Genomic DNA, 22,651 nt, shown 5'->3' with positions numbered 1-22,651 from the left:
CCCGCTAGGCTCCCGTCCGTTCAACATCAGGAAGGGGCAGCAGTGACGGGCGCGCGCTGGGAGCCGCAGCAAGAACAGCCAGAGCGCAAGTCGGTGGCGCAGCGGTTGTGGCCGGTCGGGCTCATCGCGGACGTCGCCGCCGTGGTCACGCTGGTGAGCGGCTCGACGAAGGTCCTCGTCGTGGTCATCGCCGCGGTGGCGCTGCTGCTCGGCGCGGTGTCGCTCGCGACGACCTTCGGCAAGCCCGTCGGCTGGCGGGTGGTGGCGTCGGTCACCGGGATCGTGGCGGGCGCGGTCGTGATCACCGTAGTGGCCACGCAGGCCCTGACGGTGCCGCCGAACGGCCAGGCCACCGGGCAGCACCACGCGGTCGACACGCCCGCGACCGAGCAGCCCTCCCCGCCGAGCTCTGCACCGGTGACCACCTCGGCTCCGCCGACCGGATCCACCTCCGCAGATCCTGCCGTCAAGCGCCAGAGCGGCGACAAACCCATCGTGTTGACCAGCGAGTACGGCCTGGATCTGGATTCCGACGACGAACCCTGGATCGCCGAGGAACCGGATGGCACAACCACTCGGTACGACCTCGTCCTCAACTCCGGCTCCCTCGACGCGAGGGGGGACATCGCATCCGCCGATGCCGGAGCGACCCTCGACGCGTGCATGCGAGCCGGTTACCACGACTACGTGTCCACGACCCAGCTCGAGCCCGGCGCCACGTTCTGCGTGAAGACGAGCAGCGGCACCTACGCGCGAATCGTCGTCCGCGACTTCCAGGACTCCGCGGAGCTGACGCTCGACGTCCTGGTCTGGAACAAGCCGAACTAGCTCGCGGTCTCCTTCTCCCGCTGCCACTGCGCCTCGACCGCGTCGGCGTCGTAGCCGACCGGCTCCCAGCGCTTGACCAGCAGCGCCACCAGGCCCATCAGCGGCGCGAGGGCGATCACCCAGAACACGCCGCTGCCGAGCGCCGCGCTGAGCACCGGGAAGAAGAACAGCGCGAGCGTCGAGCCGACCCGCAGGGTGCCCTGGTTGAAGCCGATGCCGGTGCCGCGCATGGTCGTCGGGTAGCTCAGCGAGGCGAAGCTCATGAAGTGCGCGCCCGGCCCGGAGGCCTGGGCGAACATGAACGCGCCCAGCGCGAAGATCGCGAACAGCACGTAGGCGGTGGCCGAGGGCTTGCCGATGAGCGCCAGCACCACCAGCGACGCCAGCTGCACCGCGAAGCCCAGGAACGTCATCTTCCAGGCACCCGCCTTGTTGGCCAGCCGGATGCCGAGGAACCCACCGGTGACCGCGAAGACCAGGTTGAGCACCAGCGATGCCGTGATGGTGTTCAGCGCGCCCTGGGCCAGGATGCTGGCGATGATGATCGGCAGGCCGTAGGCGACCGCGTTGTAGCCGAAGGTCTGGGCCAGGCCGATGGCCAGCGCCTGGACGGTCCGGGCGCGGTAGCGGGGCGCGAACAACCGGGTGAAGTCGCGCAGGCCGCGGCGCTCGGCCTGCTGCTGCTCGGGCACCTCGGCGTCCGGGGCGACCACCGCGTTGACGCCGTAGGACTTGCGCAGGATCTCCGCGGCGCGCTCCAGGTCGCCCTGGTTGGCCGCCCAGGACGGCGATTCGTTCATGTACTTGTTGCGCACCAGCAGGATCACGATGGCGGGCACCGCGCCGAAGCCGACGGTGAACCGCCACAGCAGGTCGTGGTGCTCGTCGGGCAGCGCGAAGTACAGCCCCATGATCACCAGGTAGCAGGCGCTGGTGGCCACGTACCAGGCGGGCGACCAGGCCGCGGTGCGCGATCCCTTGCTGCCCTTGCCCTTCAGCCGGGAGAACTCGGCCAGGAAGGCCATCGCCACCGGGATGTCCATGCCGACGCCGAAGCCCATCAGGAACCGGAAGAAGATCAGCACTTCCATGTTCGGCGCGAGCGCGCAGCCGAGCGCGGAGACCACGAAGAACAGCATGTCTGCCATGAACACGCGGTAGCGGCCGAGCCGGTCGACCAGGACGCCGCCGAGCCAGGCGCCGAAGATGGCGCCGACGCTGATGGAGGCGGTGACCGCGCCCGCTCCGGCCGGGGACAGGCCGAACTGCTCCTTGATGTCGGTGATGCCGTAGGCCAGCGAGGTCAGGTCGTAGGCGTCGAGGAAGATGCCGCCGAGCGCCAGCAGCACGATCATCTTCGCGTGGCTGCCCCGAGCAGCACCGGAGTTGACCAGATCGGTGACGTCCCGAGCCGAGCGGATGAGCACCTGCTCCCCACCGGCCACCGGTTGCGTGGACACTGCTTCCCCTTCGCGTCGAAGAACCTGCGAGGCGAAGGGAGCGCACGGCCCGAGCACCCGTGCACGGCCCCGACGCCCGATCGCGAGGGGTTAGCCTAACTGGTGGAACAGGTGCGTCCACATGCTGGAACGGGCGGGCCGCTGTCCCGCGACCCGCCGGTCCCGCTCTCAGCCGAAGAGGACTTCGGCTTCCGCGTAGCGCTCCAGGGGAACCGTCTTGAGCTGGGCCGTCGCCTCGCTCAGCGGAACCCGGACGATGTCCGTGCCGCGGAGGGCGACCATCTTCCCGAAGTCGCCCTCGGTGATCGCGTCGATGGCGTGCAGGCCGAAGCGGGTCGCCAGGACCCTGTCGTAGGCGGTCGGGGTGCCGCCGCGCTGCACGTGCCCGAGCACCACCGCGCGGGACTCCTTGCCGGTGCGCTTGGCGATCTCGTCGGCCAGCCAGGTGCCGACGCCGCCCAGCCGGACGTGCCCGAAGGCGTCGCGCTCGCCGGTGACCAGCAGCTCCTTGCCACCCTCCGGCACCGCGCCCTCGGCGACGACGATGATCGGCGCGTACTGCCGCTCGAAGCGCTGCTCCACCCACTCGCAGACCCGCTCGACGCTGAACGGCTGCTCCGGCACCAGGATCACGTTGGCGCCGCCCGCCAGCCCGGAGTGCAGGGCGATCCAGCCCGCGTGGCGGCCCATCACCTCCACCACCAGCGCGCGGTGGTGCGATTCCGCCGTGGTGCGCAGCCGGTCGATGGCCTCGGTGGCGATGTGCACCGCGGTGTCGAAGCCGAAGGTGTAGTCGGTGGCGTCCAGGTCGTTGTCGATCGTCTTCGGCACCCCGACCACCGGCACCCCGTCGTGGGTGAGCTGCTCGGCCACCCCGAGGGTGTCCTCGCCGCCGATCGCGATCAGCGCGTCCACCCGGTGCTCGGCCAGGGTCGCCTTCAGCCTGGTGATGCCGTCGTCGACCTTGTACGGGTTGGTCCGCGAGGAGCCGAGGATGGTGCCGCCGCGGCTGAGGATGTCCTCGACGCGGTCCAGGGTGAGCGGTGCGGTCAGGCCCTCCACCGGCCCCAGCCAGCCGCTGCGGAAGCCCAGGATCTCGTGCTGGTGCACGGAAATCCCCTTGCGGGTCACGGCCCGGAGCACCGCGTTGAGACCAGGGCAGTCGCCGCCACCGGTGAGCACTCCGACACGCATTCCAGCGGGCATGGTTCTCGCCGCCTCCTCAGTGAGCCAGGTTGTGATCGAGGTCTCCCCCCGGGCACAGCCTGGCACGAACTGGATCGTTGCAGCAAGTAACCGCGTATTTACCATTCGAAGTCGCTCCCGGCGTGGGAACGGACGAACCGCTCAGAACCTGTCGGCGTAGCCGTCCGAGCCTTATAAGCGGCGAAGCCGCTTGGAGTACGTACGCAGCTTGCACCGCCGCGGGTACGGTGGCCCGCCACTGGGTGGCTCCCTGGGCGAGGACGGCCCCTCCGCCGTGTATCTGGTCATACATCAGGAGGGGCACCCGCAGTCCAGGGAAGCACTCAGGTTCCGCCACCCGCACCGCCACGCAGACCAGCCACCAACAAGCTTTCAGATCGCGAAGCCGCGCTTGCGGCGGACCTCTTCGATCACCTTCCAGCGCTCCAGGTTGTGCTTGGCGTCGGCGAGGGCGTCGTGGGCGTTGTCCGGGGCCGAGGGCAGCTTCGGCTTGCCGACGTCCTCCCAGCGCTGGCGGAGGTCCCGGGTGAACTTCGGGATCCGGGACGGCAGCATCGGCATCGGGCCCCACAGCTGGGCCAGGGCCACGTGGTCGTAGGCCGCGTACCAGGCCCACAGCTCGGGGTTCGACCCGCGCGAGGTCATGAAGCTGTAGAGGTCTTCGCGGATCCGGGCGCGGGAGCGCCAGCACTGGTCGGCGGGCGGCGGCAGCTGCGGCAGCACGTGCTGCCGGACCCAGGCGCCGGCCCGCGACGCGTCGAACTCGGTGGACACCGCGTAGAACTCGCGGCCGGTCTCGTCGACCATCCCGATCGACACCAGCTCGATGGTCTGCCCGTCCTCGATGAACTCGCAGTCGTAGAAGAACCTCACCCGAGAAGCGTAGGTGCCGGTCCTCGGCCGCCGGGCGTCAGCCCGCCTTCGACTCCGGCACCCGGCCGCCCGGCCGGGACTTCCAGCCCGCGACCTGCTTGCCCTGCGCGGTCATCTCGTCCTTGACCTTGGCCGCGTAGACGTCCACGTACTCCTGGCCGGACAGCTCCATCAGCGCGTACATGATCTCGTCGGTGATGGAGCGCTCCACGAACCGGTCGCCCGCCATCCCCTCGTAGCGGGAGAAGTCCAGCGGCGGCCCGACCTTGACCACGACCTTGTGCGGGTACCACATCTTCGAGCCGAGCGGGTTGACCCGGTCGGTGCCGAACATCGCGATCGGGATCACCGGCGCACCGGACTCCAGCGCCATCCGCGCCACCCCGGTCTTGCCCTTGTACAGCCGGCCGTCCGGGGAGCGGGTGCCCTCCGGGTAGACGCCGAGCAGCTTGCCCTCCTGCAGCAACCGCACGCCGGTGTCCAGCGCGGCCTGCGCGGCGGCACCGCTGGAGCGGTCGATCGGGACCTGGCCGACGCCGGAGAAGAAGTACTTCTTGAACTTGCCCTTCACGCCCTTGCCGGTGAAGTACTCGCGCTTGGCCAGGAAGGTGACCCGCCGCGGCATCATCAGCGGCATGAAGAACGAGTCGGCGACCGCGAGGTGGTTGCTGACCAGGATCGCGCTGCCCTCGGCGGGCACGTGCTCGACGCCTTCGACCTTCGGACGGCAGAACAGCTTCATCAAGGGCCCGAGCAGGATGTGCTTCATCACCCAGTACAACACCGCGCCGCCGCCTCCCTGCCCCGCAAGATTTCGCTGCTCAGCCTACGGAGCACGCGCGACCAGCACAATGCGGTCCCGGTGAAGGTGATCTAGCGGACTCCGAGATCCGCGAGGCCGTCCCGTTCGTCGGTCTCCCGTGCGACCATTGCTGGGTACGGCACGCCGATGCTTTTGGGAGGCTGCAGTGCCCGTGCTCTCCGGCGCCGAACCGTTCTCGCACGACGGGTCGGACGACATCGGCGTGCTGCTCTGCCACGGTTTCACCAGCACTCCGCAGAGCATGCGGGCCTGGGGCGAGCACCTGGCCGCGGAGGGGTGCACCGTCCGCTGCCCGCTGCTGCCCGGCCACGGCACGCGCTGGCCCGACCTCAACCGGACCACCTGGCAGGACTGGTACCGGGCGGTCGACGCCGAGCTCGCGGAGCTGCGCGGGCGGTGCTCGTCGGTGTTCGTGTTCGGCCAGTCCATGGGCGGCACGCTGACCCTCCGGCTGGCCCAGGAGCACCCGGACATCGCGGGCATCGTGCTGGTCAACCCGTCGGTGCTGACCCAGCGCCGGGCGGCGCGGCTGCTGCCGCTGCTCAGCCGGGTGTGGCCGGCGGCGGGCGGGATTCCCGGCGACATCGCCAAACCCGGCGGGTTCGAGCTGGCCTACCAGCGGCTCCCGCTGCGGGCGATGGCGAGCCTGCAGCAGCTGTGGGGCGTCGTGCGCGCCGACCTGGGGCGGATCCGGCAGCCGGTGCTGCTGTTCCGCTCCGCGGTCGACCACGTCGTCGAACCGGTCAACGCCGCGACCGTGCTGGACGGCGTGCGCAGCGCGGACCTCACCGAGGTCGTGCTGGCGGACAGCTTCCACGTCGCGACGTTGGACCACGACGCACCGCGGGTGTTCAGCGGTAGCGTCGAATTCCTGCAACGGATCCACCGCGACCGGGTCGAGGAACTCGTATGAGCACGCGCCGCGACAACGCCGACGGGCCGGAGGACATCGACGCGGCCTTCGCCGAGATCGTCGCCGACCTCGAGCGGGACGAGAACTTCGCGCGCTGGCCCGACGACGAGCCGGCCGTCGAGGGCGAGAAGCCCGAAGCGCCGCCGGTGGCCGCCGGGACGACCGCGGTCGCACCCGTCGAGAGCGGACCTCGCGACTGGGCGGCCCCGGTCAACGAGGAGGACGAGCACTACGTCCCGCCGGAACCCCCGCCGCTGCCGACGCCGCGCCCGACGACCATGGCGGGCATCGTCGTGGTCGTGATCGGCGTGCTGTTCGCGCTGGTGCCAGGCCTGGCCGGGCTGTCGAGCACGATCACCCTGCCGCTCGGCCTGGTGCTGATCAGCGGTGGCATCGGCTGGCTCCTGCTCCGCCTGCGCCAGCCCCCGCGCAACTCCGACGACGACGGCGCCCAGGTCTGAACCACCCGGGGCGGCGTCAATTTCGTACGAAATTGACGCGCCCTCAGCCTCCGGAGGGGGCTTTGGCGATGGTGAGGACGTGTTCCCGGGCCAGGGTCGCCGCGCCGATCATGGCCGCCGGGTCGCCGTGGTGGGCGACCACCACGTCGGCCAGCGGGCGGTGCCCGGCGCCGGTGATCATCGCCGCGTAGTGCTCGCGGGCCGCGTCGAGGTAGAGGTGGGCCGAGGCGGAGACGCCGCCGGCGATCACCACGACCTCCGGGTCGTAGACGTCGGCGACCAGCGCCAACCCCTCCCCCAGCCAGCGCGCCAGGTCGTCCACCGCGCGCCGCGCGAGCGGGTCGCCGGCTTCCGCCGCGCGGGCCACGTCGACGCCGGTCGGGTCGCGGAGCTCCCGCAGCGAGCTCGGTTCGCCGCCCGCGCGCAGCATCTCCACCGCCGTGGCGGCCAGGGCCGTTCCGCTGCAGTAGCGCTCCAGGCAACCGCGCTTTCCGCACGAGCACTGCCTGCCGTCCGGGACGACCCGCAGGTGGCCCAGTTCCGGCGCCACTCCGCGTGCTCCGCGGAAGACCTGACCGTCGAGCACCAGCGCCGCGCCGATGCCCGTGCCGATGGCCACCAGCGCCGCCACCCGTGCTCCGGCCGCGGCGCCGAACCGGTGCTCGGCGATGGCCGCCGCGTTGGCGTCGTGCTCCAGGACGACCGGGAGGCCGAGTCGCGCGGCGAGTTCGTCGGCGACCACGACGTGCCGCCACGCCAGGTGCGGTGCGAAGCGCACCACCCGGCGGTCCTCGCTGACGAAGCCCGCCACCGCGAGCCCGACCCCGGCCACCGGGTACCGGTCGGAGAGGCTCCGCACGGTGCGCGCGATCGCATCGTTGAGCTCCGGTCCGCCCGCCGGTGTGGGCACCCGGCCGGTTTCGAGGATCTCGCCGTGCGGATCGACGACCCCGGCGCGCACGCTGGTGCCGCCGACGTCCACGCCGATGGTCAGCACTCGTCCAGCACCGTTCCGCCGACCCGCTGCACGCGGATCCGCTGCACCTTGGCGGGCGGCTCGGGTTCGGGTTCGGCCGGTTGCTGCGGCGCCGGTTCGGCCATCGCCTGCCGCAGCAGCTGCACGATCCCGAGCAGCTGGTCGTTGAGCTCCGGGCGGTGCCCGCGCACCAGCGCCACCGCAGCGCACAGCGGGCACCAGCCGCAGCCGCGCTCCTCGCCCTCGGCGCGCGGGGCGCAGCCGCGCAGGTACTCCTCGGCCTTGCCCGCCAGCGCGTCGAGCAGCAACCGCAGTTCCTCGACCAGTTGATCGTGCTTGCGCGCTTCGTCCACCGCTCTCACCGCATCCACTGTTCCGGGTCGGGCCGGAACCGCACCGTCAGCCCGTCGTCACCGGCCACCGCCCCGGTCACGACGCACCGCCGCAGCACAGCGGGCAGCGCGACCAACCGGCGGCGGCCGTCCACCGTGATCGCCAGCTCGTCACCGATGCGGGCCAGGTCCAGCTCCGCCGCCGGGTGCAGCGGCAGCGCGATCCGCAGGTCGTACTCCGCCTCCAGCGTCCGCCCGCCACCGGTGACCCGCATGGCCGGGGCGGCGGGCAGGTTCTCCAGCGGGTCCGCCTCGCCGTAGAGCTCGGCGCCGAGCTCCTGGAGGGCCTCCGCACCCACCGGCTCGGCGGCGCGGTGCTCCACGACGCGCAGCGGCAGGTCGGTGGCGCTGCGCAGGGAATCGAGGACGTCCTCCTGCTCGCGGCGCCGGGTGCGCAGCCACTGCGCCGCCGCGCCGCGCGCCGATCCGGGGTCTGGCACCACCCGGTTGGCGATCAGCCCGTCCACCCGGATCTGCTGCAGCGCCAAGGCCGTCAGGGTGCGGCGGGTTTCCGCGGCGACCACCGATTCCGGGGTCAGCACCAGCCGCACGCTGGTGCCCGGGTCGGCGAGCATGTCCTTGAGCGCGCTCAGCCGTTCCGCCAGCCGCCCCAGTCCGTCGGCGACGGCGTCCCAGCGCTGCACCTGATCGCTGCCCGCGATGCCGGCCAGCAGCCCGCGCACGGCCCTGCGGTGCGCCGGGAACAGCCGTTCCAGGTAGCCGGCCAGCGATTCCGGCAGGGCGAGCAGCCGCAGGGTCTCGGCGGTCGGCCCGCAGTCGACGAGCACGGTGTCCCAGAGCCCGCTGGAGGCCAGCCGGTGCACCTCGGAGAGCGCGAGGAGGTCCTCCACGCCGGGCAGCACCGTCAGCTCTTCGGCGTCGACCTCGTCCACCCCGGCGCCCTGCAGCATCGTCCGCAGGTGTTCGCGCAGCTCGCGCCAGGTGCCGTCGACGAGCGCGCGGGTCTGCACCTCGGCCGCGTGCAACACCGCGCGGGAGCCGTCCAGCCGCACCTCAGCGGGTTCCGCGCCGAGCTCGGTGCCGAGGGCGTCGGCCAGCGAGTGGGCCGGGTCGGTGGAGACCACGAGCACCTTCCCGCCCGCGGCGGCGACGCGGGCGGCCGTGGCCGCCGCGAGGGTGGTCTTGCCCACCCCGCCCTTCCCGGTGAGAAGCAGGATCCGCAACGGCTTACCCGGAGTGCTCCACGCGGCGCTTGAGCTCCTTCAGCGCCGTGTCCATGATCATCTTCTCCGCCTTGCGCTTGAACATCCCGATCATCGGGATGGCCAGGTCCACCGCCAGGCTGTAGGTGACCTCGGTGCTGCCGTCGGGCAGCGGGGCGAGCCGGTAGCTGCCGTGCTGCGCCTTCTGCACCTTCCCCTCGACCAGCTCCCAGCTCACCGACAGGCCGTCGGCCGCCCAGTCGTAGACGTTGACGTAGACGTCCTTGACCACACCCGCGTCCAGGACGAAGCCCACCTTCCTGGGCTTGCCGTCCGAGGTCTGCTCGACGACCTCGATCTCCTTCACCGCCGCGGCCCACTCCGGGTAGGCGGCGAAATCACCGATGACGTCCATGATCTCCGCGGCGGAGGCCTTGATCACGATGGACTGGGTGGACTGATCGACCATGCGCGCAGGTTACCGGGTGCCGGTGGGCGCAGCGGCGCGGAGGATCGCCCGGTCCGCCCGCGACGTCACCACTCGATCGGGTAAGGCCGTCCGGTGCGCTGGAAATGCCCGACGTTGACGCACTCGGTGCGCCCGATGCGGACCCGCTGCGCCAGCGGCTGGTGCACGTGCCCGAACAGCGACCAGCGCGGCTGATCGGCGGCGATCCGCCCGGCCAGCGCGGCCGAACCCAGCTCCGACCTGCGGGCCACCACGTCGTAGATCAGCTCCGGCACGGCGGGCGGCAGGTGGGTGCAGAGCACGTCGACCGCGGGCAGTCCGGCCACCGCGGCGTCGTACTCCTGGGCCTCCCGCAGGTACGGCACCCAGGCCGCGTGCTTGCGCAGCACCGCGCCGGGCGGGAGCACCGTGCCGCCGACGAAACCGAAGGTCAGGCCGCCGATCTCGACGCTCTCGCCGTCCAGCACGTGCACGCCGTCACCGGCGAACTCCGGCCACAGGTGCGGTGCGTCGACGTTGCCGGGCGTGGCGTAGGTGGGCGCGGTCAGCGCGCCGAAGAGCTCGGCGTACTGCTCGCGCACCGCCTCCTCCACCACGGCGGCCGGGTCCGCCAGGCTCGCCCAGAGCGATCGCACGTAAGAGCCGAACTCCGCGAGGTGCGGCCCGCGGCGCAGCTCGGCGAACCGGGCCACCTTCTCCGCGCCGAACACGCGCCCGAGGATGCCCTTGCCGTGGTCGTGGTAGTCCACGAAGTCGATCAGATCGCCGAGCACCACGAGCGCGTCGGCGCCGTCACCCGCGCGCTTGAGCGCCTCGACGTTGCCGTGAACGTCCGAAACGACGTGGACCCGCATCCGACTCCCCTCCACCGACCGCTGCTCCCCTCGAACCTAATCCGTCCCGGACCCGCGGCGCACCGCCCGTGGTGCGACCTCGGACCGGAGTCGCCCGAACGATCGCGACGGGTTCTAGGCTGTGCTGGCTGGCGCGGTCGGACGAAGGGGACTACCGCTCAGTAACTATCAGCGTTAGGTTGTGCCCCACTGACTGGCGTGTTTTCGGAGGTTTCGACGTGCGAGAGTTCAGCGCACCAGCCACCACGGCGGTGGCCGATGACGAGAACCTCACCGACATGGTGTGGGCCAACGCGGAGCGCTTCGGGAGCACGGTGAGCTTCCGGCGCCGGGTGGACGGCACCTGGGTCGACGTCACCGCCGCCGACTTCGCAGCGCAGGTGCTGGCCGTGGCGAAGGGCCTGGTGGCCAGCGGCCTGCAGCCGGGCGACCGGGTCGGGCTGATGTCCCGCACCCGCTACGAGTGGAGCCTGCTGGACTTCGCGATCTGGACCGCGGGCTGCGCCACGGTGCCGATCTACGAGACGTCCTCGGCCGACCAGGCCGAGTGGATCCTCACCGACTCCGGGGCCAAGGCCGTCTTCGTGGAGACCGAGGCGCACCGCGCCGCGGTGGACGCCATCGTGGACCGGCTGCCCGAGGTGTCGCACGTCTGGCAGATCGACGGGCCGAGCAGCGGCGGCGCCGCGGCCGCGGTGGACGAGCTGACCGCGCTCGGCGCCGACGTGGACGACCGCGACGTGCACCTGCGCCGCCGCGAGGTGGGCGCCGACGACGTGGCCACCCTGATCTACACCTCGGGCACCACCGGCCGCCCCAAGGGCTGCGTGCTGACCCACCGCAACATGCTCGCCGAGGTGCGGGCCGACATCGAGGCGTTCCCGCAGCTGACCAAGCAGGGCAACTCGATGCTGATGTTCCTGCCGATGGCGCACGTGCTCGCCCGCGCGATCACCGTGATGTGCGTCTACGGCCGCGTCACCCTCGGGCACACCAGCGACGTCAAGGACCTGGTCACCGACCTCGGTTCGTTCCGGCCGACGTTCGTGCTCGCGGTGCCCCGGGTCTTCGAGAAGGTCTACAACACCGCGAAGCAGAAGGCGCACGGCAGCGGCAAGGGCAAGATCTTCGACACCGCCGAGGAGACCGCGGTCGCCTACAGCCGCGCGCTGGACGCGGGCGGCGCCGGGCTGTCGCTGAAGCTCAAGCACCTGCTGTTCGACAAGCTGGTCTACGGCAAGCTGCGCGCGGCGCTCGGCGGCCGGTGCATCGCGGCGGTCTCCGGCGGCGCGCCGCTGGGCGAACGGCTCGCGCACTTCTTCCGCGGCGTCGGCGTACCGGTGCTGGAGGGCTACGGGCTCACCGAGACGACCGCGGCGGCGGCAGTGAACGTGGAGACCGCGTTCAAGGTGGGCACGGTCGGCAAGCCGATCGCGGGCACCACGATCCGCATCGCCGAGGACGGCGAGGTGCTGGTCAAGGGCGATGTCGTGTTCCGCGAGTACTGGAACAACCCGCAGGCCACCAAGGACTCCCTCGAGGACGGCTGGTTCCACACCGGCGACCTGGGTTCGCTCGACGACGAGGGCTTCCTGCGGATCACCGGCCGCAAGAAGGAGATCATCGTCACGGCGGGCGGCAAGAACGTCGCCCCGGCGGTGCTGGAGGACGCGCTGCGGTCGCACCCGCTGATCAGCCAGTGCATGGTGGTCGGCGACCAGAAGCCGTTCATCGGCGCGCTGATCACGCTCGACCCGGAGTTCCTGCCGTCCTGGCTGGCCAACAACTCCCGCCCGGAGAACACCCCGGCGGCCGACCTGGTGGACGACCCGGACCTGCGCGCCGAGGTGCAGAAGGCGGTGGACGAGGCCAACAAGGCGGTCTCCCGCGCCGAGCAGATCAAGCAGTTCCGCATCCTGCCGGAGGACTTCACCGAGGCCACCGGCGAGATGACCCCGAGCATGAAGCTCAAGCGCAACAAGGTGGCCCAGAACCACGCGGCCACCATCGAATCGATCTACTCCTGATCGTTCGCGGTGAAGGGCACCTTCAGGCAAGTAACTTGCTAAAAGGTGCCCTTCACCACTCCCCGTCCCGGGGGTGCGCGATCGGGTAGGTGTGAAGGGCACCTTTCGCCGACTGTGTTGGTGAGAGGTGCCCTTCGTCTCGTCTCAGCCGAAGGTCGCGGGGAGGGATTCGGCCCAGGTGGTGTGGAGTTGGGCCGTTGTCAGGCCGGTTTCCGCGTGCAGGGCCGCTTCTGCTTCGGCGGGGGAGTCGGTGGCCGCGACTCGGTGGTAGAGGCGCACCACGCGCTGCTCGCCGAACTGCTCCACGAGGTGGCGGATCAGGGACCAGGACTGCTGGTAGGCCAGGTCCAGGCGGGCCGGGTCGTGGAAGTCGTCGGCGGGCAACGCCGCTGGCGGGCCGCTGGTGCGCAGTTCGCGGACCAGGTCCGGGGCGATGTCGCGCGGCGGCATGCCGCTGTCGCGGTAGCCGACGTAGTCGGCGAAGCCCTCCCGCAGCCACATCGGCGCACCATCCACTGTGTACGGGCGCGCGGCGATGTGGGTGATCTCGTGGCGCAGCACCACGGCCAGCGCGGCGTCGGACAGCTCCGCCGCGGTCCGCAGGTTCAGCACCACCCGCGGCCCCTCCACCCGGCGCGCCGCGGTGTCCACCCGGTCCGCCACCGCGACGGCGGCGATGCCGCCCTCCGCCGAGAACTCGGGGCCCACCATCGAGCGCAGCTCCTCCCGCGATTCCGGGATCAGCACGCCGACCTGCTGGGCCCACTCCGGACCCCACACCCGGGTCACGTCGCGGATCGCGGCGTCCAGCTGCCGGGCCACCCGCTCGACCGGCTCCTGCCGGTGCCCGATCACCAGGCCGCCCGCGGTGCGCGCGACGTGGCACGGGCCGAAGTCCCACGGCCCCCGCCACCGGTGCGCGCCCGCGTCGTCGGCGACGTACCAGGAACTGCCCCGCCGCACGAAGGAGTGCTCGATCCGCCGCGTCGTCGGCACGCCGTCCACACCGGACAGCGCGTAGCGCAGCGAGACCTCCGGCGCCCAGCTGTCGCCGCTGAGCACCGGTTCAGTCGTCGCGTCGACCTGGTAGGACCACTCGGCGAGCGGGATCGCCGCCAGGTTGCGGAACCACTCCTGCTGGCGCTGCTGGAACTCCGCGGGCGCCAGCGGGTCCACTGTGGTCGCGAACGCCGCGGCGTCGCCGGAGCGGATCGCGGCGGCGCGCTGCGCCAGCAGCTGCGCGATCGCGGATTCGTGCGCCGATTCCGGCGCCGCGGCCTGGGTTTGACCGACGTTGCGGGGCGTTCCGGGCAGCCCGGCCACCGTCATGCCGATCAGCACCGCACCGGAAGCGGCGGCCGCCAGCCACCCGCGAAAGCTCCCAGCGCTCAGCACAGAGCGCATCGTAGGGCCGAGCGCATAACGGACATCCTTCGCCCCGCAGGAAGACGATCAGGGCCGGCACGCGGTGCGCGCCGGCCCTGGTGCGATCAGTCGGTTCAGCCCGCCACGCGGCGGATCGAGTTGATCGGACCGATCTTCTTGTAGTCCGCGACCTTCACCACGTCACCGGTGGTCGGCGCGTGCACCGCCTTGCCGTTGCCGATGTAGATCGACACGTGGCTGACCGGGCTGTAGTAGAAGATCAGGTCGCCCGGCTTGAGGTTGGCGGCCGACACCGACTGACCCTGGTTGACCTGGGTCTTGGTGGAGCCGCCGAGGGTGACCCCGGCCTGCTTGTAGGCCCAGTAGGTCAGCCCGGAGCAGTCGAACTGCGACGGGCCCTTGGCGCCCCACACGTACGGCGAGCCCTGCTTGCTCAGCGCCGCGTTGACCGCCTTGATCGCCGCACCGGCACCGGCGATCGGGCTGGTGTTGGTGTCGCCATCGGTGATCAGGGAGTCCTGGTCGGCGCCGGAGAGCTCGTTGTAGCGCTCCTGGACCTTCTTGATCTGGTCCTGCATCTCCTTGGACTTGTTCTTGACGTCCTCGTAGATGCGACCGGCGTCGGCCTCGGCCTGCTGAGCCCGGTTGCGGGCGTCCTGCGCGGCGCGCTCGGCGGTCTCCGCCTGGCGGCGCGCCGACGCGAGCGCCTGGACCGCGTCGTTGTTGTCCTTGGCCAGCGCGTCCAGCGCGGACGCGCGGTTGAGGAAGTCCTCGGGCGTCTCGCTCACCAGCAGCGCGGACAGCTTGTTCAGCCGGGCGCCCTGGTAGGAGGCGTGGGTCAGCTGGTCGACCTGGCCGCGGAAGCGCTCCTCGTCGGCCCTGGCCTGGTTGGCGACCTGCTCCGCCTGGCCCGCCTCGTCGTTGGCGCGCTGGAGCTCCGCCTGCTTGGCCGCGTGGTCGTCCTCGGCCTTCTTCATGTCCTCGGTGATCTGCACCGCTTGGTTCTGCAGCTCGCGGACCTGCTTGGCCGCGTCCGAGGCGTTGTCGGGAAGTGGTGGGTCTGCGAGCGCCGGCCCGGAGGACATGCCAACGACGGCGACAACCGCTGTGGCGGTAAGGGCTCCTCGCAGAGATCGCTTAAGTCGGTGCGACGCCACGTCGCGCACTGCTCCTTCTGCCTCTCCACCGCTTACCTGCCGGATGCCCCCGTATCCGGCCTGGCCGACTCCCCGACAAGTCGTGTCAGCGGTGCCCCGCGGGCCACCCGTTCTGGGCAACTGATCGCCACGAGGTCCCGAGTAGGTTACGAAAGGTGAGGCGTGACGTCCAGAAGCGGGGGCGAAAATTTGTGCATACTCGCACAAGACCCCTAACGGACGAGAACCATTTGCTCACGGTGACGAACATTGCGGCTGCTTCACCTGGATTTGTGAAGGTCAGCCGCGCGCACGCCGAAGACCGACTCAGCAGCGTGATCGGTTATGAGATCGGCCACTCACCACCCGATCGCCGGGCGGTCGTTCCCGTCGCCGAAGGGTCAGACGCGGTTCAGCCGGGCCAGCAGCAGAGCTGAGGGCACCGCGTAGGCACCGCGCCGCTGCACCGAGGTGACCACCGCGCGGTCCGAGGTCGCCACCACGACCTGACGCCCCTTCGGTTCGGCCGAGACCAGATCGCGGATCACGTCGTCGGCCTGCACGCCGGGCTCGCTGAACAGCACCCGCACCCCGCGCGGACCGGCCGCGGGCACGGCGAGCACGTCGGCGCCGTCGAAGACGACCGTGACCTCCGCACCGGTGCGCGCGGACAGCGCCGCGAGCTGGTGCGCCAGCCGGTCGCGCTGATCGGACAGCGGCAGCTCCGGGTACCCGGTCTTGGTCACGTTGTAGCCGTCCACGATGAGGTGCACGGCGGGCAGCCCCAGCAACCGGTCCAGCGCCGCCACGTCCGGAACACCGCCGGTGGCGCCGGAATGCGCCCGCACCCGCTGCACGACGTCCGCGGGCCGCGGCCCGCTCCCGCTCGCGCCGAGCTCCCGCCGCAGCCCGCCCACGGCGCCTTCGAGCGTCTCCAGCAGCAGCGCCAAGCGCACCTCGTCGCCCTGCCGGGCTTCTCGGGCGCTCTGCCGCGCCACCTCGACCTCGGCGCTCGCGCGCTCCGCGCGCCGCCGCTCCTCCTGCGCGCGTCCTCGCTCCCGATCGCGCTCCGCGGCGATCTCCGCGATCTCCGCTTCGCGCTCCGCTCGCATGGCCTCCAGCTCGCCGCACGCCCGCTCCGCGGCGTCCTTGGCCTCCTTGAGCCGCACGCCCTGCTCCCGCAGCCGTTTGCGCAACCGGTCGGCTTCGGTGCTGTTCTCCTCGCCGACGCGCTCCGCGGCGCGGCGCGCTTCGGCGAGTTCGGCACGCAGCCGGTCCGCTTCGGCGGTCAGCCGCTCGACCCGCGCCACGGCGGAGTCGCGCTCGCTGCGCAGGTGGCCCTGCTCGGTGCGGAAGCCGATCAGCTCCGCGTAGTGCGGTGCGATCGGGGAACTTTGCAGCGCCGCCGCGGCGGCGACCACCACCGGGTCGGGATCGTCGAGGCCGAGCGCTTCCGGGCGGTGGTTGCGGCACCAGTCCACCACCGCGGTGCGGAACACGCTGGAATCGCGCAGAGCGTTGAGCAGCGCCGGCTGCCCCAGCTTCGCGCGCTTGGCCGGAGCGAACTTGACCACCGGGCGCAGCTGCGGGGGCACGTCCGTCGGGCGCATCTCGCCCAGGGCGCCCGCGGCCAGCTCGGCGAGCCGCACGCGCAGCGGTCCGGGCAGTTCGTCCCAGTCCACGGACGACGCACCGCAGGTCTGCTGTGCACTGTCCACAGCAGACCCATCGGGTTCGGGGGTGTCCGCTGACCCCGGCATCGGTGGCGCCACCCCCACAGGCTAATCGCCAGGGCCCCGGAACCCCGCATCCACCGCGCTGTCGGTAGCGGGCCGTAACGTGCGCGACGATGTCCGCGCACCCGCAGCTGTCCTTCGACGAGATCCTGACCAGCGAGGAAGTCCCGCTGCACCAGGTGACCTTCGTGGTCGTCGACCTGGAGACCACCGGCGGTGACCGCGCGCAGGACGCGGTGACCGAGATCGGCGCGGTCAAGATCCGCGGCGGCGAGGTGCTGGGCGAGTTCGCCACCCTGGTCAACCCGGAGCGGGGCATCCCGCCGTCGATCGTGACGATCACCGGCATCACCGAGGCGATGGTGGTCGACGCGCCCCGGATGGACACCGTGCTGCCCGCCTTCCTGGAGTTCTGCCGCGGCTGCGTGCTGGTCGCGCACAACGCCCCGTTCGACATCGGGTTCCTGCGCGCCAACTGCGAACGGCTCGGCCTGAGCTGGCCGAAACCGCAGGTCGTGGACACCGTCCGGCTGGCCCGCCGGGTGCTGAGCAGGGACGAGACGCCCAACTACAAGCTCGGCACGCTCGCCCGCGTGCTCAACGCGCGGACCGAACCGGTGCACCGGGCGCTGGACGACGCCCGCGCGACCGTCGACGTGCTGCACTCCCTGCTGGAGCGGGTCGGCGCGCTGGGTCTGCGGACGCTGGAGGACCTGCTCAGCCACCTGCCGGACGTCACCCCGCAGCAGCGCGGCAAGCGCGGGCTCGCCGACCGGCTGCCGAACGCGCCCGGGGTCTACCTGTTCCGCGGGCCCAACGACGAAGTGCTCTACGTGGGCACCGCGACCGACCTGCGGCGCCGGGTCCGGCAGTACTTCACCGCGGGCGAGCGGCGCAGCCGGGTCAAGGAGATGGTGGCGATCGCCGAGCGCGTCGACCACGTCGAGTGCGCGCACCCGCTGGAAGCCGAGGTCCGCGAGCTGCGGCTGCTCGCAGCGCACCAACCGCGCTACAACCGCCGCTCCAAGCACCCGCAGCGCGCTTGGTGGGTGGTGCTGACCGACGAGCCGTTCCCGCGCCTGTCGATCGTGCGCTCCCCGAAACCCGGCGCACTGGGCCCCTTCCGCTCCCGCCACACCGCGGCCGACGCCGCCGAGGCGCTGCAAGCGGTGACTGCGGTGCGCCGGTGCACCGAACGCATCTCGGCGCGCGACCCGCGGGGCCGGCCGTGCGCCCTGTACGAGCTGGGGCGTTGCGGGGCGCCCTGTGCCGGTCTCCAGAGCGCTGCGGAGTACGAACCCGAGGTGATCTCCATCCGCGAGGTCATCGGCGGCCGCAGCGTCGTCGTGCTGGAGCGCCTGCGCGCTGAGCTCGACCGCCTCTCCGCGGCTCAGCGGTTCGAGGACGCCGCCGCGCACCGCGACCAGCTCGCCGGCCTGGTGCGCTCGCTGGACCGGGGCCAGCGGCTGGCCGCGCTGGCCTCGGTCGCGGAACTGGTCGCGGCCCGGCCGGACGGTCGCGGCGGCTGGCACCTGTCGGTGATCCGCCACGGCAAGCTCGCCGCCGCGGGCAACGCACGGCGCGGCGTGCCGCCGATGCCCGTCGTGGACCTGCTGCAGGCATCGGCGGAAACCGTCATCCCCGGCCCCGGACCGCTGCGCGGCACCAGCGCCGACGAAGCCCGCGTCGTCTACCGCTGGCTGACCACCGGCGGCACCCGCCTGGTCCGCTGCTCGACGCCCTGGGACGAGCCCGCGAGCGCCGCGGGCTCCTGGCAGACCTGGCTCGACAAGGCCATCAACGGCCGCACCCCCTACGCCGCCGTCGACTGACTCAGGCGGTCATGTCCAGGGACGCGATGACCTTCGTCGGGCGGATGCGCACCACCAGCTCGCCCGGCACCCCGTTGCGGCGGCCGAACTCCTCCGCCCGGTCCTGCCCCATGTAGCGGCCGCCGATGCGGGTCGCGGTGCGCACCAGCTCGGCCGGGTCCTCCGAGACCTCCGCGACGCCCTGCACCTGGACGAAGGCGAACGGCGGCTCGGGCAGGTCCGCGCAGAGCACCACCCGCGGGTCGCGGGCGATCGCCCGGCCCTTCGCGGTGTCCTTGCCGGTGTTGAACACGACCTCGCCGCCCTCCAGCACGAACCACACCGGTGCCACCAGCGGGCGCCCGTCGGCGGCGGTGAAGCCGAGCATGCCGGTGCGGGTGCCCGCTTCGAGGAAGGCGCGAACTTCCGGATCGTCGATCGAAGTCATGCCGCCAACGTAGGTGCCCGCACCGACACCCGCGCAGCGAAGAGGCCCGGCACCCCGCCAGGGGTACCGGGCCTCGTTCGGTGACAGCGGCTAGAGCCTCACTCGGTGGGCTGCTGGGGCTTGCCCGCCGTGAGCTCGCGCTCCTCGGACTCCGCATCGCGCGCGGCGTGCTCGTGCCGCGCCCGCTCCAGAGCGGTGGTCTCGTCCACCGGGTCCGGGCGGAGCAGGCTGCCCTCGACCGGGCTGCCCGCGGCGCCGAGCTTGTTCATCTTCTTCGGCACCGGAGCGCCCTGGTAGGGCAGCGGCTCCGGGTGGCCGTGGTCGTCCACCGGGCCGAGCGGCTGGTGGACCTCGATGAACTCACCGTGCGGGAGTCGCTTGATGATGCCGGTCTCCACGCCGTGCTCCAGCACCTCGCGGTCGCTGTGCTGCAAGCCCAGGCAGATCCGGTAGGTGATGTAGTAGGCGATCGGCGGCAGCACCAGCAGGCCGATCCGGCCGAACCAGGTCATCAGGTTCAGCGAGATGTTGAACTGGAACGCCACGATGTCGTTGGCGCCCGAGATGAACAGCACCCCGACGAAGGTCAGCGCCATCACGCCCAGGCTGGTCCGGACCGGCACGTCGCGCGGCCGCTGCAGCAGGTTGTGGTGGGCGTTGTCCTTGGTCAGCTTGCGCTCGAGCATCGGGTAGGCGATCAGCGTGGTGAACAGGATGCCCATCCCGATCGCACCGGCGAAGAACACCGGCGGCACCGTGTACGGCCCCAGGTACAGCTCCCAGGCCGGCCAGACGCGCAGGATGCCGTCCGCCCAGATCAGGTACCAGTCGGGCTGCGAAGCCGCCGTGACCTGCGAGGCGTTGTACGGACCGATGTGCCAGACCGCGTTGATCTGGAAGACACCCGCCATGATCGCGCAGACACCGGTGACCAGTGCGAAGAACGCACCGCCCTTGAGGGCGAAGACCGGCATGATGCGGACGCCGACGACGTTGCTCTCGGTGCGCCGCACGCCCGGGAACTGGGTGTGCTTCTGGTACCAGACCAGCGCCAGGTGCGCCGCGACCAGGCCGAGCATGATGCCCGGGATGACCAGGATGTGCAGCACGTACAGGCGCGGGATGATCTCGGTGCCGGGGAACTCCCCGCCGAACAGCGCCCAGTGCAGCCAGGTGCCGAGCACCGGGATCGACAGCACGATGCCCGACATGGTGGCGCGGATACCGGTACCGGACAGCACGTCGTCCGGCAGCGAGTAGCCGAAGAAGCCCTCGAACATGCCCAGGATCAGCAGCAGCGCGCCGATGGTCCAGTTCGCCTCGCGCGGGCGCCGGAACGCACCGGTGAAGAAGATCCGGAACATGTGCAGCATCATCGCGGCGACGAAGATCAGCGCCGCCCAGTGGTGCAGCTGCCGGACGAACAGACCGCCGCGCACCTCGAAGGAGATGTCCAGCGTGCTCTCGAACGCGCGGGACATCGGGATGCCCTGCAGGTTCTGGTAGACGCCCTCGTAGACGACCTCCTCCATGGAGGGGTCGAAGAACAGGGTCAGGTAGACGCCCGTGACGATCAGGAGGATGAACGTGTAGAGGCAGATCTCCCCGAGCAGGAACGACCAGTGCGTGGGGAAGACCTTGTTCAGCTGCCGCCGCATGCCCTTGGCCACCCGGTAGCGCGAGTCGAGCTCGTCAGCCGCCGTGGCGATCTTGCGGTACGCGGCGCTCTCCGATTTCGTCGGTTGGGTGATCGAGCTCATGCGTTACGCTCCCAGTAAGCCGGACCCACCGGTTCGATGAAGTCGCCCTTGGCCACGAAGTAGCCGTCCTCGTCCACCGTGACCGGCAGCTGCGGCAGCGCCCGCGTCGCCGGACCGAAGACCGGCTTCGCGTAGGTGTTGACCACGTCGAACTGCGACTGGTGGCACGGGCAGAGCAGGCGCCCGGTCTGCTGCTCGAACAGCGAGGTCGGGCAGCCGACGTGGGTGCAGATCTTCGAGTAGGCGTAGTAGTCGCCGTAGTTGAAGTCTTCCTGCCCCTTGCGCTTGACCGGCTTGCTGCCCGGGCGGAGCCGGATCAGCATGACCGGTGCGTCGCCCTTGCGCAGCGAGGTCTCCAGCTCCTCGGTGCCGCGCATGGACTCCCGGAACGGGTAGACCGTCTCGAAGCCGCCCGCGTCGATGTCCTCCGGGCGCAGCAGCGAGACCTCGTGCTTGTTGCCGGTGTCGCGGCGCAGGTAGGTCTTCTCGCCGGTCTCCGACAGCCAGCCGGTGTGCTGCAGCGACTCCGGCCCGGTGGTCGCCCACGGGTTGCGGACGAAGCCGCCGATCGCGACCACACCGGCGCCGAGGCCGAACGCGCCGACGCCGAAACCGGCGGTGCGCTTGATCATCGACCGGCGGGCGATGCCGCTCTTCTCACCGGCGTCGGCCAGGATGGCCGCGGCCGTCTGGCGGTCGACCTCTTCCGAGGCGTGCCCGTCGTGGCGCTGCTGGACCGCGACCTCGTGCGGGATGAACTTCTTCTGGTACTGCACCACGCCGATGCCCACGGCCAGGATCGACAGCCCGAAGAAGAACCCGACCAGCGGGTTGTACAGCGAGTAGATGAAGTAGCCGCGCTCGTCCGACGGCGGGACGTAGTCCCACGGCCAGAAGACGAACACCGCGATGAACGCCAGCGCCGACAGCCCGGAGAGCACGAACCAGCCCGCGACGTTGCGCTCCGCGCGGCGCTCCGCGCGGGTGCCCTTGACGGGCCACTGCTCCTGGTACTCGACGAGCTCGACGTCGTCGAGGGCCAGGCCGAGCCGCATCTTCTCGTCGCGGCTCATCTCGGCCAGTTCGGCCTCTGTGTATTCCTTGTTCTGCTCACTCATGCCCTGGCTCCGATCCACAGGGTGAGGCCGATCAGCGCGCCGATGCCCACCACCCAGGCGATGACGCCTTCAGTTCCCGGACCATAACCGCCCAGGTCGTTGCCGCCGGGGTTGTTGTTCCCGTTGGTCACCGACTTGACGTAGGCGATGATGTCCTTCTTCTCCTCCGGGGTGAGCTGCCGGTCCGAGAACTTCGGCATGTTCTGCGGCCCGGTGAGCATCGCCTCGTAGATGTCCTGCTCGGTCGACTCGTGCAGGTTCGGCGCGAACTTGCCGGAGGACATCGCGATGCCGCGTCCGGTGAAGTTGTGGCAGGACGCGCAGTTGAGCCGGAACAGCTCAGCGCCGCGCGCCGGGTCCTCGCCGCGCAGCGCCTCGCCGGCCTGCTTCGGGGACTCCGGTCCACCGCCGTAGGTCTGCACGTACGCGCCCAGCGCGTCGATCTCCTCGGGGGTGAACTTCGGCGGCTTGCGCATCGCCTGCGCTTCCTGGCGCACCATCGGCATCCGGCCGGTGGAGACCTGGAAGTGCACGGCGGCCTCGCCGGTGCCGACCAGGCTCGGTCCGCGGTCCTGGACGCCCTGCAGGTTGGTGCCGTGGCAGGAGATGCAGGCGTTGTTGTAGAGCTGCTCGCCCTGCCTCACCAGAGCCGGCTCCGCAGCGGCCTGCGCGGTCTGCGGCTCGGGAGTCACGACGGTGTACAGCCCACCGGCACCCACCAGCGCGATGCCCAGCGCCAGCACACCGGAGATCCGCCTCTTGAGCTTCGAGCCCGCGCGGTTCCGTTTCTTGTTGGTGGTCATGAGAGCGG

General features: G+C 71.1%; 21 protein-coding genes. 5 read left to right on the top strand and 16 right to left on the bottom strand.

Going from position 1 to position 22,651, the window contains the following annotated elements:
* Positions 1–42 precede the first annotated feature (42 nt).
* Complete coding sequence (locus OU416_RS34770; protein ID WP_270931319.1) at positions 43–828, top strand: hypothetical protein; 786 nt, start codon at positions 43–45, stop codon at positions 826–828.
* Here the strand turns inward: OU416_RS34770 and OU416_RS34765 are convergent.
* From OU416_RS34765 to OU416_RS34750, 4 genes are all read right to left on the bottom strand, one after another.
* A complete protein-coding gene (locus OU416_RS34765; protein ID WP_270931318.1) occupies positions 825–2,288 on the bottom strand; it encodes an MFS transporter in 1,464 nt (487 codons plus the stop codon). The genes OU416_RS34770 and OU416_RS34765 overlap by 4 nt on opposite strands.
* A 168-nt stretch (positions 2,289–2,456) precedes the next feature.
* On the bottom strand, positions 2,457–3,482 hold the full coding sequence (locus OU416_RS34760; RefSeq protein ID WP_270931347.1) for a 6-phosphofructokinase: 1,026 nt from the start codon (positions 3,480–3,482) through the stop codon (positions 2,457–2,459).
* A gap of 384 nt (positions 3,483–3,866) precedes the next feature.
* A complete protein-coding gene (locus OU416_RS34755) occupies positions 3,867–4,367 on the bottom strand; it encodes a polyadenylate-specific 3'-exoribonuclease AS (RefSeq protein ID WP_270931317.1) in 501 nt (166 codons plus the stop codon).
* 37 nt (positions 4,368–4,404) lie between these two features.
* Positions 4,405–5,151 carry a lysophospholipid acyltransferase family protein gene (locus OU416_RS34750; RefSeq protein WP_270931316.1) on the bottom strand — a complete coding sequence of 249 codons (747 nt, stop codon included), beginning with the start codon at positions 5,149–5,151 and terminating at the stop codon, positions 4,405–4,407.
* A 184-nt stretch (positions 5,152–5,335) separates the two neighbouring features.
* Between OU416_RS34750 and OU416_RS34745 the strand changes: the two genes are divergently transcribed.
* Both OU416_RS34745 and OU416_RS34740 read left to right on the top strand, forming a co-directional pair.
* Positions 5,336–6,103 carry an alpha/beta hydrolase gene (locus tag OU416_RS34745; RefSeq protein ID WP_270931315.1) on the top strand — a complete coding sequence of 256 codons (768 nt, stop codon included), beginning with the start codon at positions 5,336–5,338 and terminating at the stop codon, positions 6,101–6,103.
* Entirely contained in the window at positions 6,100–6,564 is a 465-nt protein-coding gene (locus tag OU416_RS34740; protein WP_270931314.1) for a DUF308 domain-containing protein, read from the top strand. Before OU416_RS34745 ends, OU416_RS34740 begins: the two co-directional genes overlap by 4 nt.
* Before the next feature lie 43 nt (positions 6,565–6,607).
* Here OU416_RS34740 and OU416_RS34735 read toward each other — a convergent pair whose 3' ends face one another.
* The 5 genes from OU416_RS34735 to OU416_RS34715 form a co-directional block, all read right to left on the bottom strand.
* On the bottom strand, positions 6,608–7,561 hold the full coding sequence (locus OU416_RS34735) for an ROK family protein (RefSeq protein ID WP_270931313.1): 954 nt from the start codon (positions 7,559–7,561) through the stop codon (positions 6,608–6,610).
* Complete coding sequence (locus OU416_RS34730; RefSeq protein WP_270931312.1) at positions 7,555–7,902, bottom strand: hypothetical protein; 348 nt, start codon at positions 7,900–7,902, stop codon at positions 7,555–7,557. The genes OU416_RS34735 and OU416_RS34730 overlap by 7 nt, the downstream gene beginning before the upstream one ends.
* Positions 7,899–9,116 (bottom strand): ArsA family ATPase, encoded by a 1,218-nt coding sequence (locus tag OU416_RS34725; RefSeq protein WP_270931311.1) that lies wholly within the window; start codon positions 9,114–9,116, stop codon positions 7,899–7,901. Before OU416_RS34725 ends, OU416_RS34730 begins: the two co-directional genes overlap by 4 nt.
* Before the next feature lie 4 nt (positions 9,117–9,120).
* Entirely contained in the window at positions 9,121–9,564 is a 444-nt protein-coding gene (locus OU416_RS34720) for an SRPBCC family protein (RefSeq protein WP_270931310.1), read from the bottom strand.
* 65 nt (positions 9,565–9,629) lie between these two features.
* A complete protein-coding gene (locus OU416_RS34715; RefSeq protein WP_270931309.1) occupies positions 9,630–10,418 on the bottom strand; it encodes a metallophosphoesterase family protein in 789 nt (262 codons plus the stop codon).
* Positions 10,419–10,636: 218 nt separating this feature from the next.
* Between OU416_RS34715 and OU416_RS34710 the strand changes: the two genes are divergently transcribed.
* Positions 10,637–12,445 carry an AMP-dependent synthetase/ligase gene (locus tag OU416_RS34710; RefSeq protein WP_270931308.1) on the top strand — a complete coding sequence of 603 codons (1,809 nt, stop codon included), beginning with the start codon at positions 10,637–10,639 and terminating at the stop codon, positions 12,443–12,445.
* Positions 12,446–12,589: 144 nt separating this feature from the next.
* Here OU416_RS34710 and OU416_RS34705 read toward each other — a convergent pair whose 3' ends face one another.
* The 3 genes from OU416_RS34705 to OU416_RS34695 form a co-directional block, all read right to left on the bottom strand.
* Positions 12,590–13,849, bottom strand: coding sequence for a hypothetical protein (locus OU416_RS34705; protein WP_372907178.1), 1,260 nt, complete (start codon positions 13,847–13,849; stop codon positions 12,590–12,592).
* 95 nt (positions 13,850–13,944) lie between these two features.
* A complete protein-coding gene (locus tag OU416_RS34700; RefSeq protein ID WP_270931306.1) occupies positions 13,945–14,916 on the bottom strand; it encodes a C40 family peptidase in 972 nt (323 codons plus the stop codon).
* Positions 14,917–15,368: 452 nt separating this feature from the next.
* Positions 15,369–16,727 (bottom strand): NYN domain-containing protein, encoded by a 1,359-nt coding sequence (locus tag OU416_RS34695; RefSeq protein ID WP_372907177.1) that lies wholly within the window; start codon positions 16,725–16,727, stop codon positions 15,369–15,371.
* Between the two features lie 89 nt (positions 16,728–16,816).
* On the opposite strand from OU416_RS34695, the gene OU416_RS34690 reads away from it, so the two are divergent.
* Entirely contained in the window at positions 16,817–18,535 is a 1,719-nt protein-coding gene (locus OU416_RS34690) for a DEDD exonuclease domain-containing protein (RefSeq protein ID WP_270931304.1), read from the top strand.
* A gap of 1 nt (position 18,536) precedes the next feature.
* Here the strand turns inward: OU416_RS34690 and OU416_RS34685 are convergent, their stop codons facing one another.
* From OU416_RS34685 to qcrC, 4 genes are all read right to left on the bottom strand, one after another.
* Positions 18,537–18,962, bottom strand: coding sequence for a PPOX class F420-dependent oxidoreductase (locus OU416_RS34685; RefSeq protein WP_270931303.1), 426 nt, complete (start codon positions 18,960–18,962; stop codon positions 18,537–18,539).
* A 98-nt stretch (positions 18,963–19,060) separates the two neighbouring features.
* The gene (gene qcrB, locus OU416_RS34680; protein ID WP_270931302.1) at positions 19,061–20,722 is read right to left on the bottom strand and encodes a cytochrome bc1 complex cytochrome b subunit; all 1,662 of its coding nucleotides are present in this window, start codon (positions 20,720–20,722) and stop codon (positions 19,061–19,063) included.
* Positions 20,719–21,840, bottom strand: coding sequence for a cytochrome bc1 complex Rieske iron-sulfur subunit (gene qcrA, locus OU416_RS34675; RefSeq protein ID WP_270931301.1), 1,122 nt, complete (start codon positions 21,838–21,840; stop codon positions 20,719–20,721). Before qcrA ends, qcrB begins: the two co-directional genes overlap by 4 nt.
* Positions 21,837–22,643 carry a cytochrome bc1 complex diheme cytochrome c subunit gene (gene qcrC / locus OU416_RS34670; protein ID WP_270931300.1) on the bottom strand — a complete coding sequence of 269 codons (807 nt, stop codon included), beginning with the start codon at positions 22,641–22,643 and terminating at the stop codon, positions 21,837–21,839. Before qcrC ends, qcrA begins: the two co-directional genes overlap by 4 nt.
* Between the last annotated feature and the right edge of the window lie 8 nt (positions 22,644–22,651).

The organism is Saccharopolyspora indica, from assembly GCF_027853965.1.
GTDB classification, from domain to species: Bacteria; Actinomycetota; Actinomycetes; order Mycobacteriales; family Pseudonocardiaceae; genus Saccharopolyspora; species Saccharopolyspora indica.
Note: the sequence above shows the minus strand (reverse complement) of the source record. Positions and strands in the feature narration are given on the sequence as shown.

Excerpts from the sequence above, each read along its gene's own strand:
- OU416_RS34690 (WP_270931304.1), top strand. The coding sequence starts at position 16,817 with ATGTCCGCGCACCCGCAGCTGTCCTTCGACGAGATCCTGACCAGCGAG.
- OU416_RS34705 (WP_372907178.1), bottom strand. The coding sequence starts at position 13,849 with ATGCGCTCTGTGCTGAGCGCTGGGAGCTTTCGCGGGTGGCTGGCGGCC.
- qcrC (WP_270931300.1), bottom strand. The coding sequence starts at position 22,643 with ATGACCACCAACAAGAAACGGAACCGCGCGGGCTCGAAGCTCAAGAGG.
- OU416_RS34685 (WP_270931303.1), bottom strand. The coding sequence starts at position 18,962 with ATGACTTCGATCGACGATCCGGAAGTTCGCGCCTTCCTCGAAGCGGGC.
- qcrA (WP_270931301.1), bottom strand. The coding sequence starts at position 21,840 with ATGAGTGAGCAGAACAAGGAATACACAGAGGCCGAACTGGCCGAGATG.
- OU416_RS34740 (WP_270931314.1), top strand. The coding sequence starts at position 6,100 with ATGAGCACGCGCCGCGACAACGCCGACGGGCCGGAGGACATCGACGCG.
- OU416_RS34760 (WP_270931347.1), bottom strand. The coding sequence starts at position 3,482 with ATGCGTGTCGGAGTGCTCACCGGTGGCGGCGACTGCCCTGGTCTCAAC.
- OU416_RS34695 (WP_372907177.1), bottom strand. The coding sequence starts at position 16,727 with ATGCCGGGGTCAGCGGACACCCCCGAACCCGATGGGTCTGCTGTGGAC.
- OU416_RS34700 (WP_270931306.1), bottom strand. The coding sequence starts at position 14,916 with ATGTCCTCCGGGCCGGCGCTCGCAGACCCACCACTTCCCGACAACGCC.
- OU416_RS34720 (WP_270931310.1), bottom strand. The coding sequence starts at position 9,564 with ATGGTCGATCAGTCCACCCAGTCCATCGTGATCAAGGCCTCCGCCGCG.
- qcrB (WP_270931302.1), bottom strand. The coding sequence starts at position 20,722 with ATGAGCTCGATCACCCAACCGACGAAATCGGAGAGCGCCGCGTACCGC.
- OU416_RS34715 (WP_270931309.1), bottom strand. The coding sequence starts at position 10,418 with ATGCGGGTCCACGTCGTTTCGGACGTTCACGGCAACGTCGAGGCGCTC.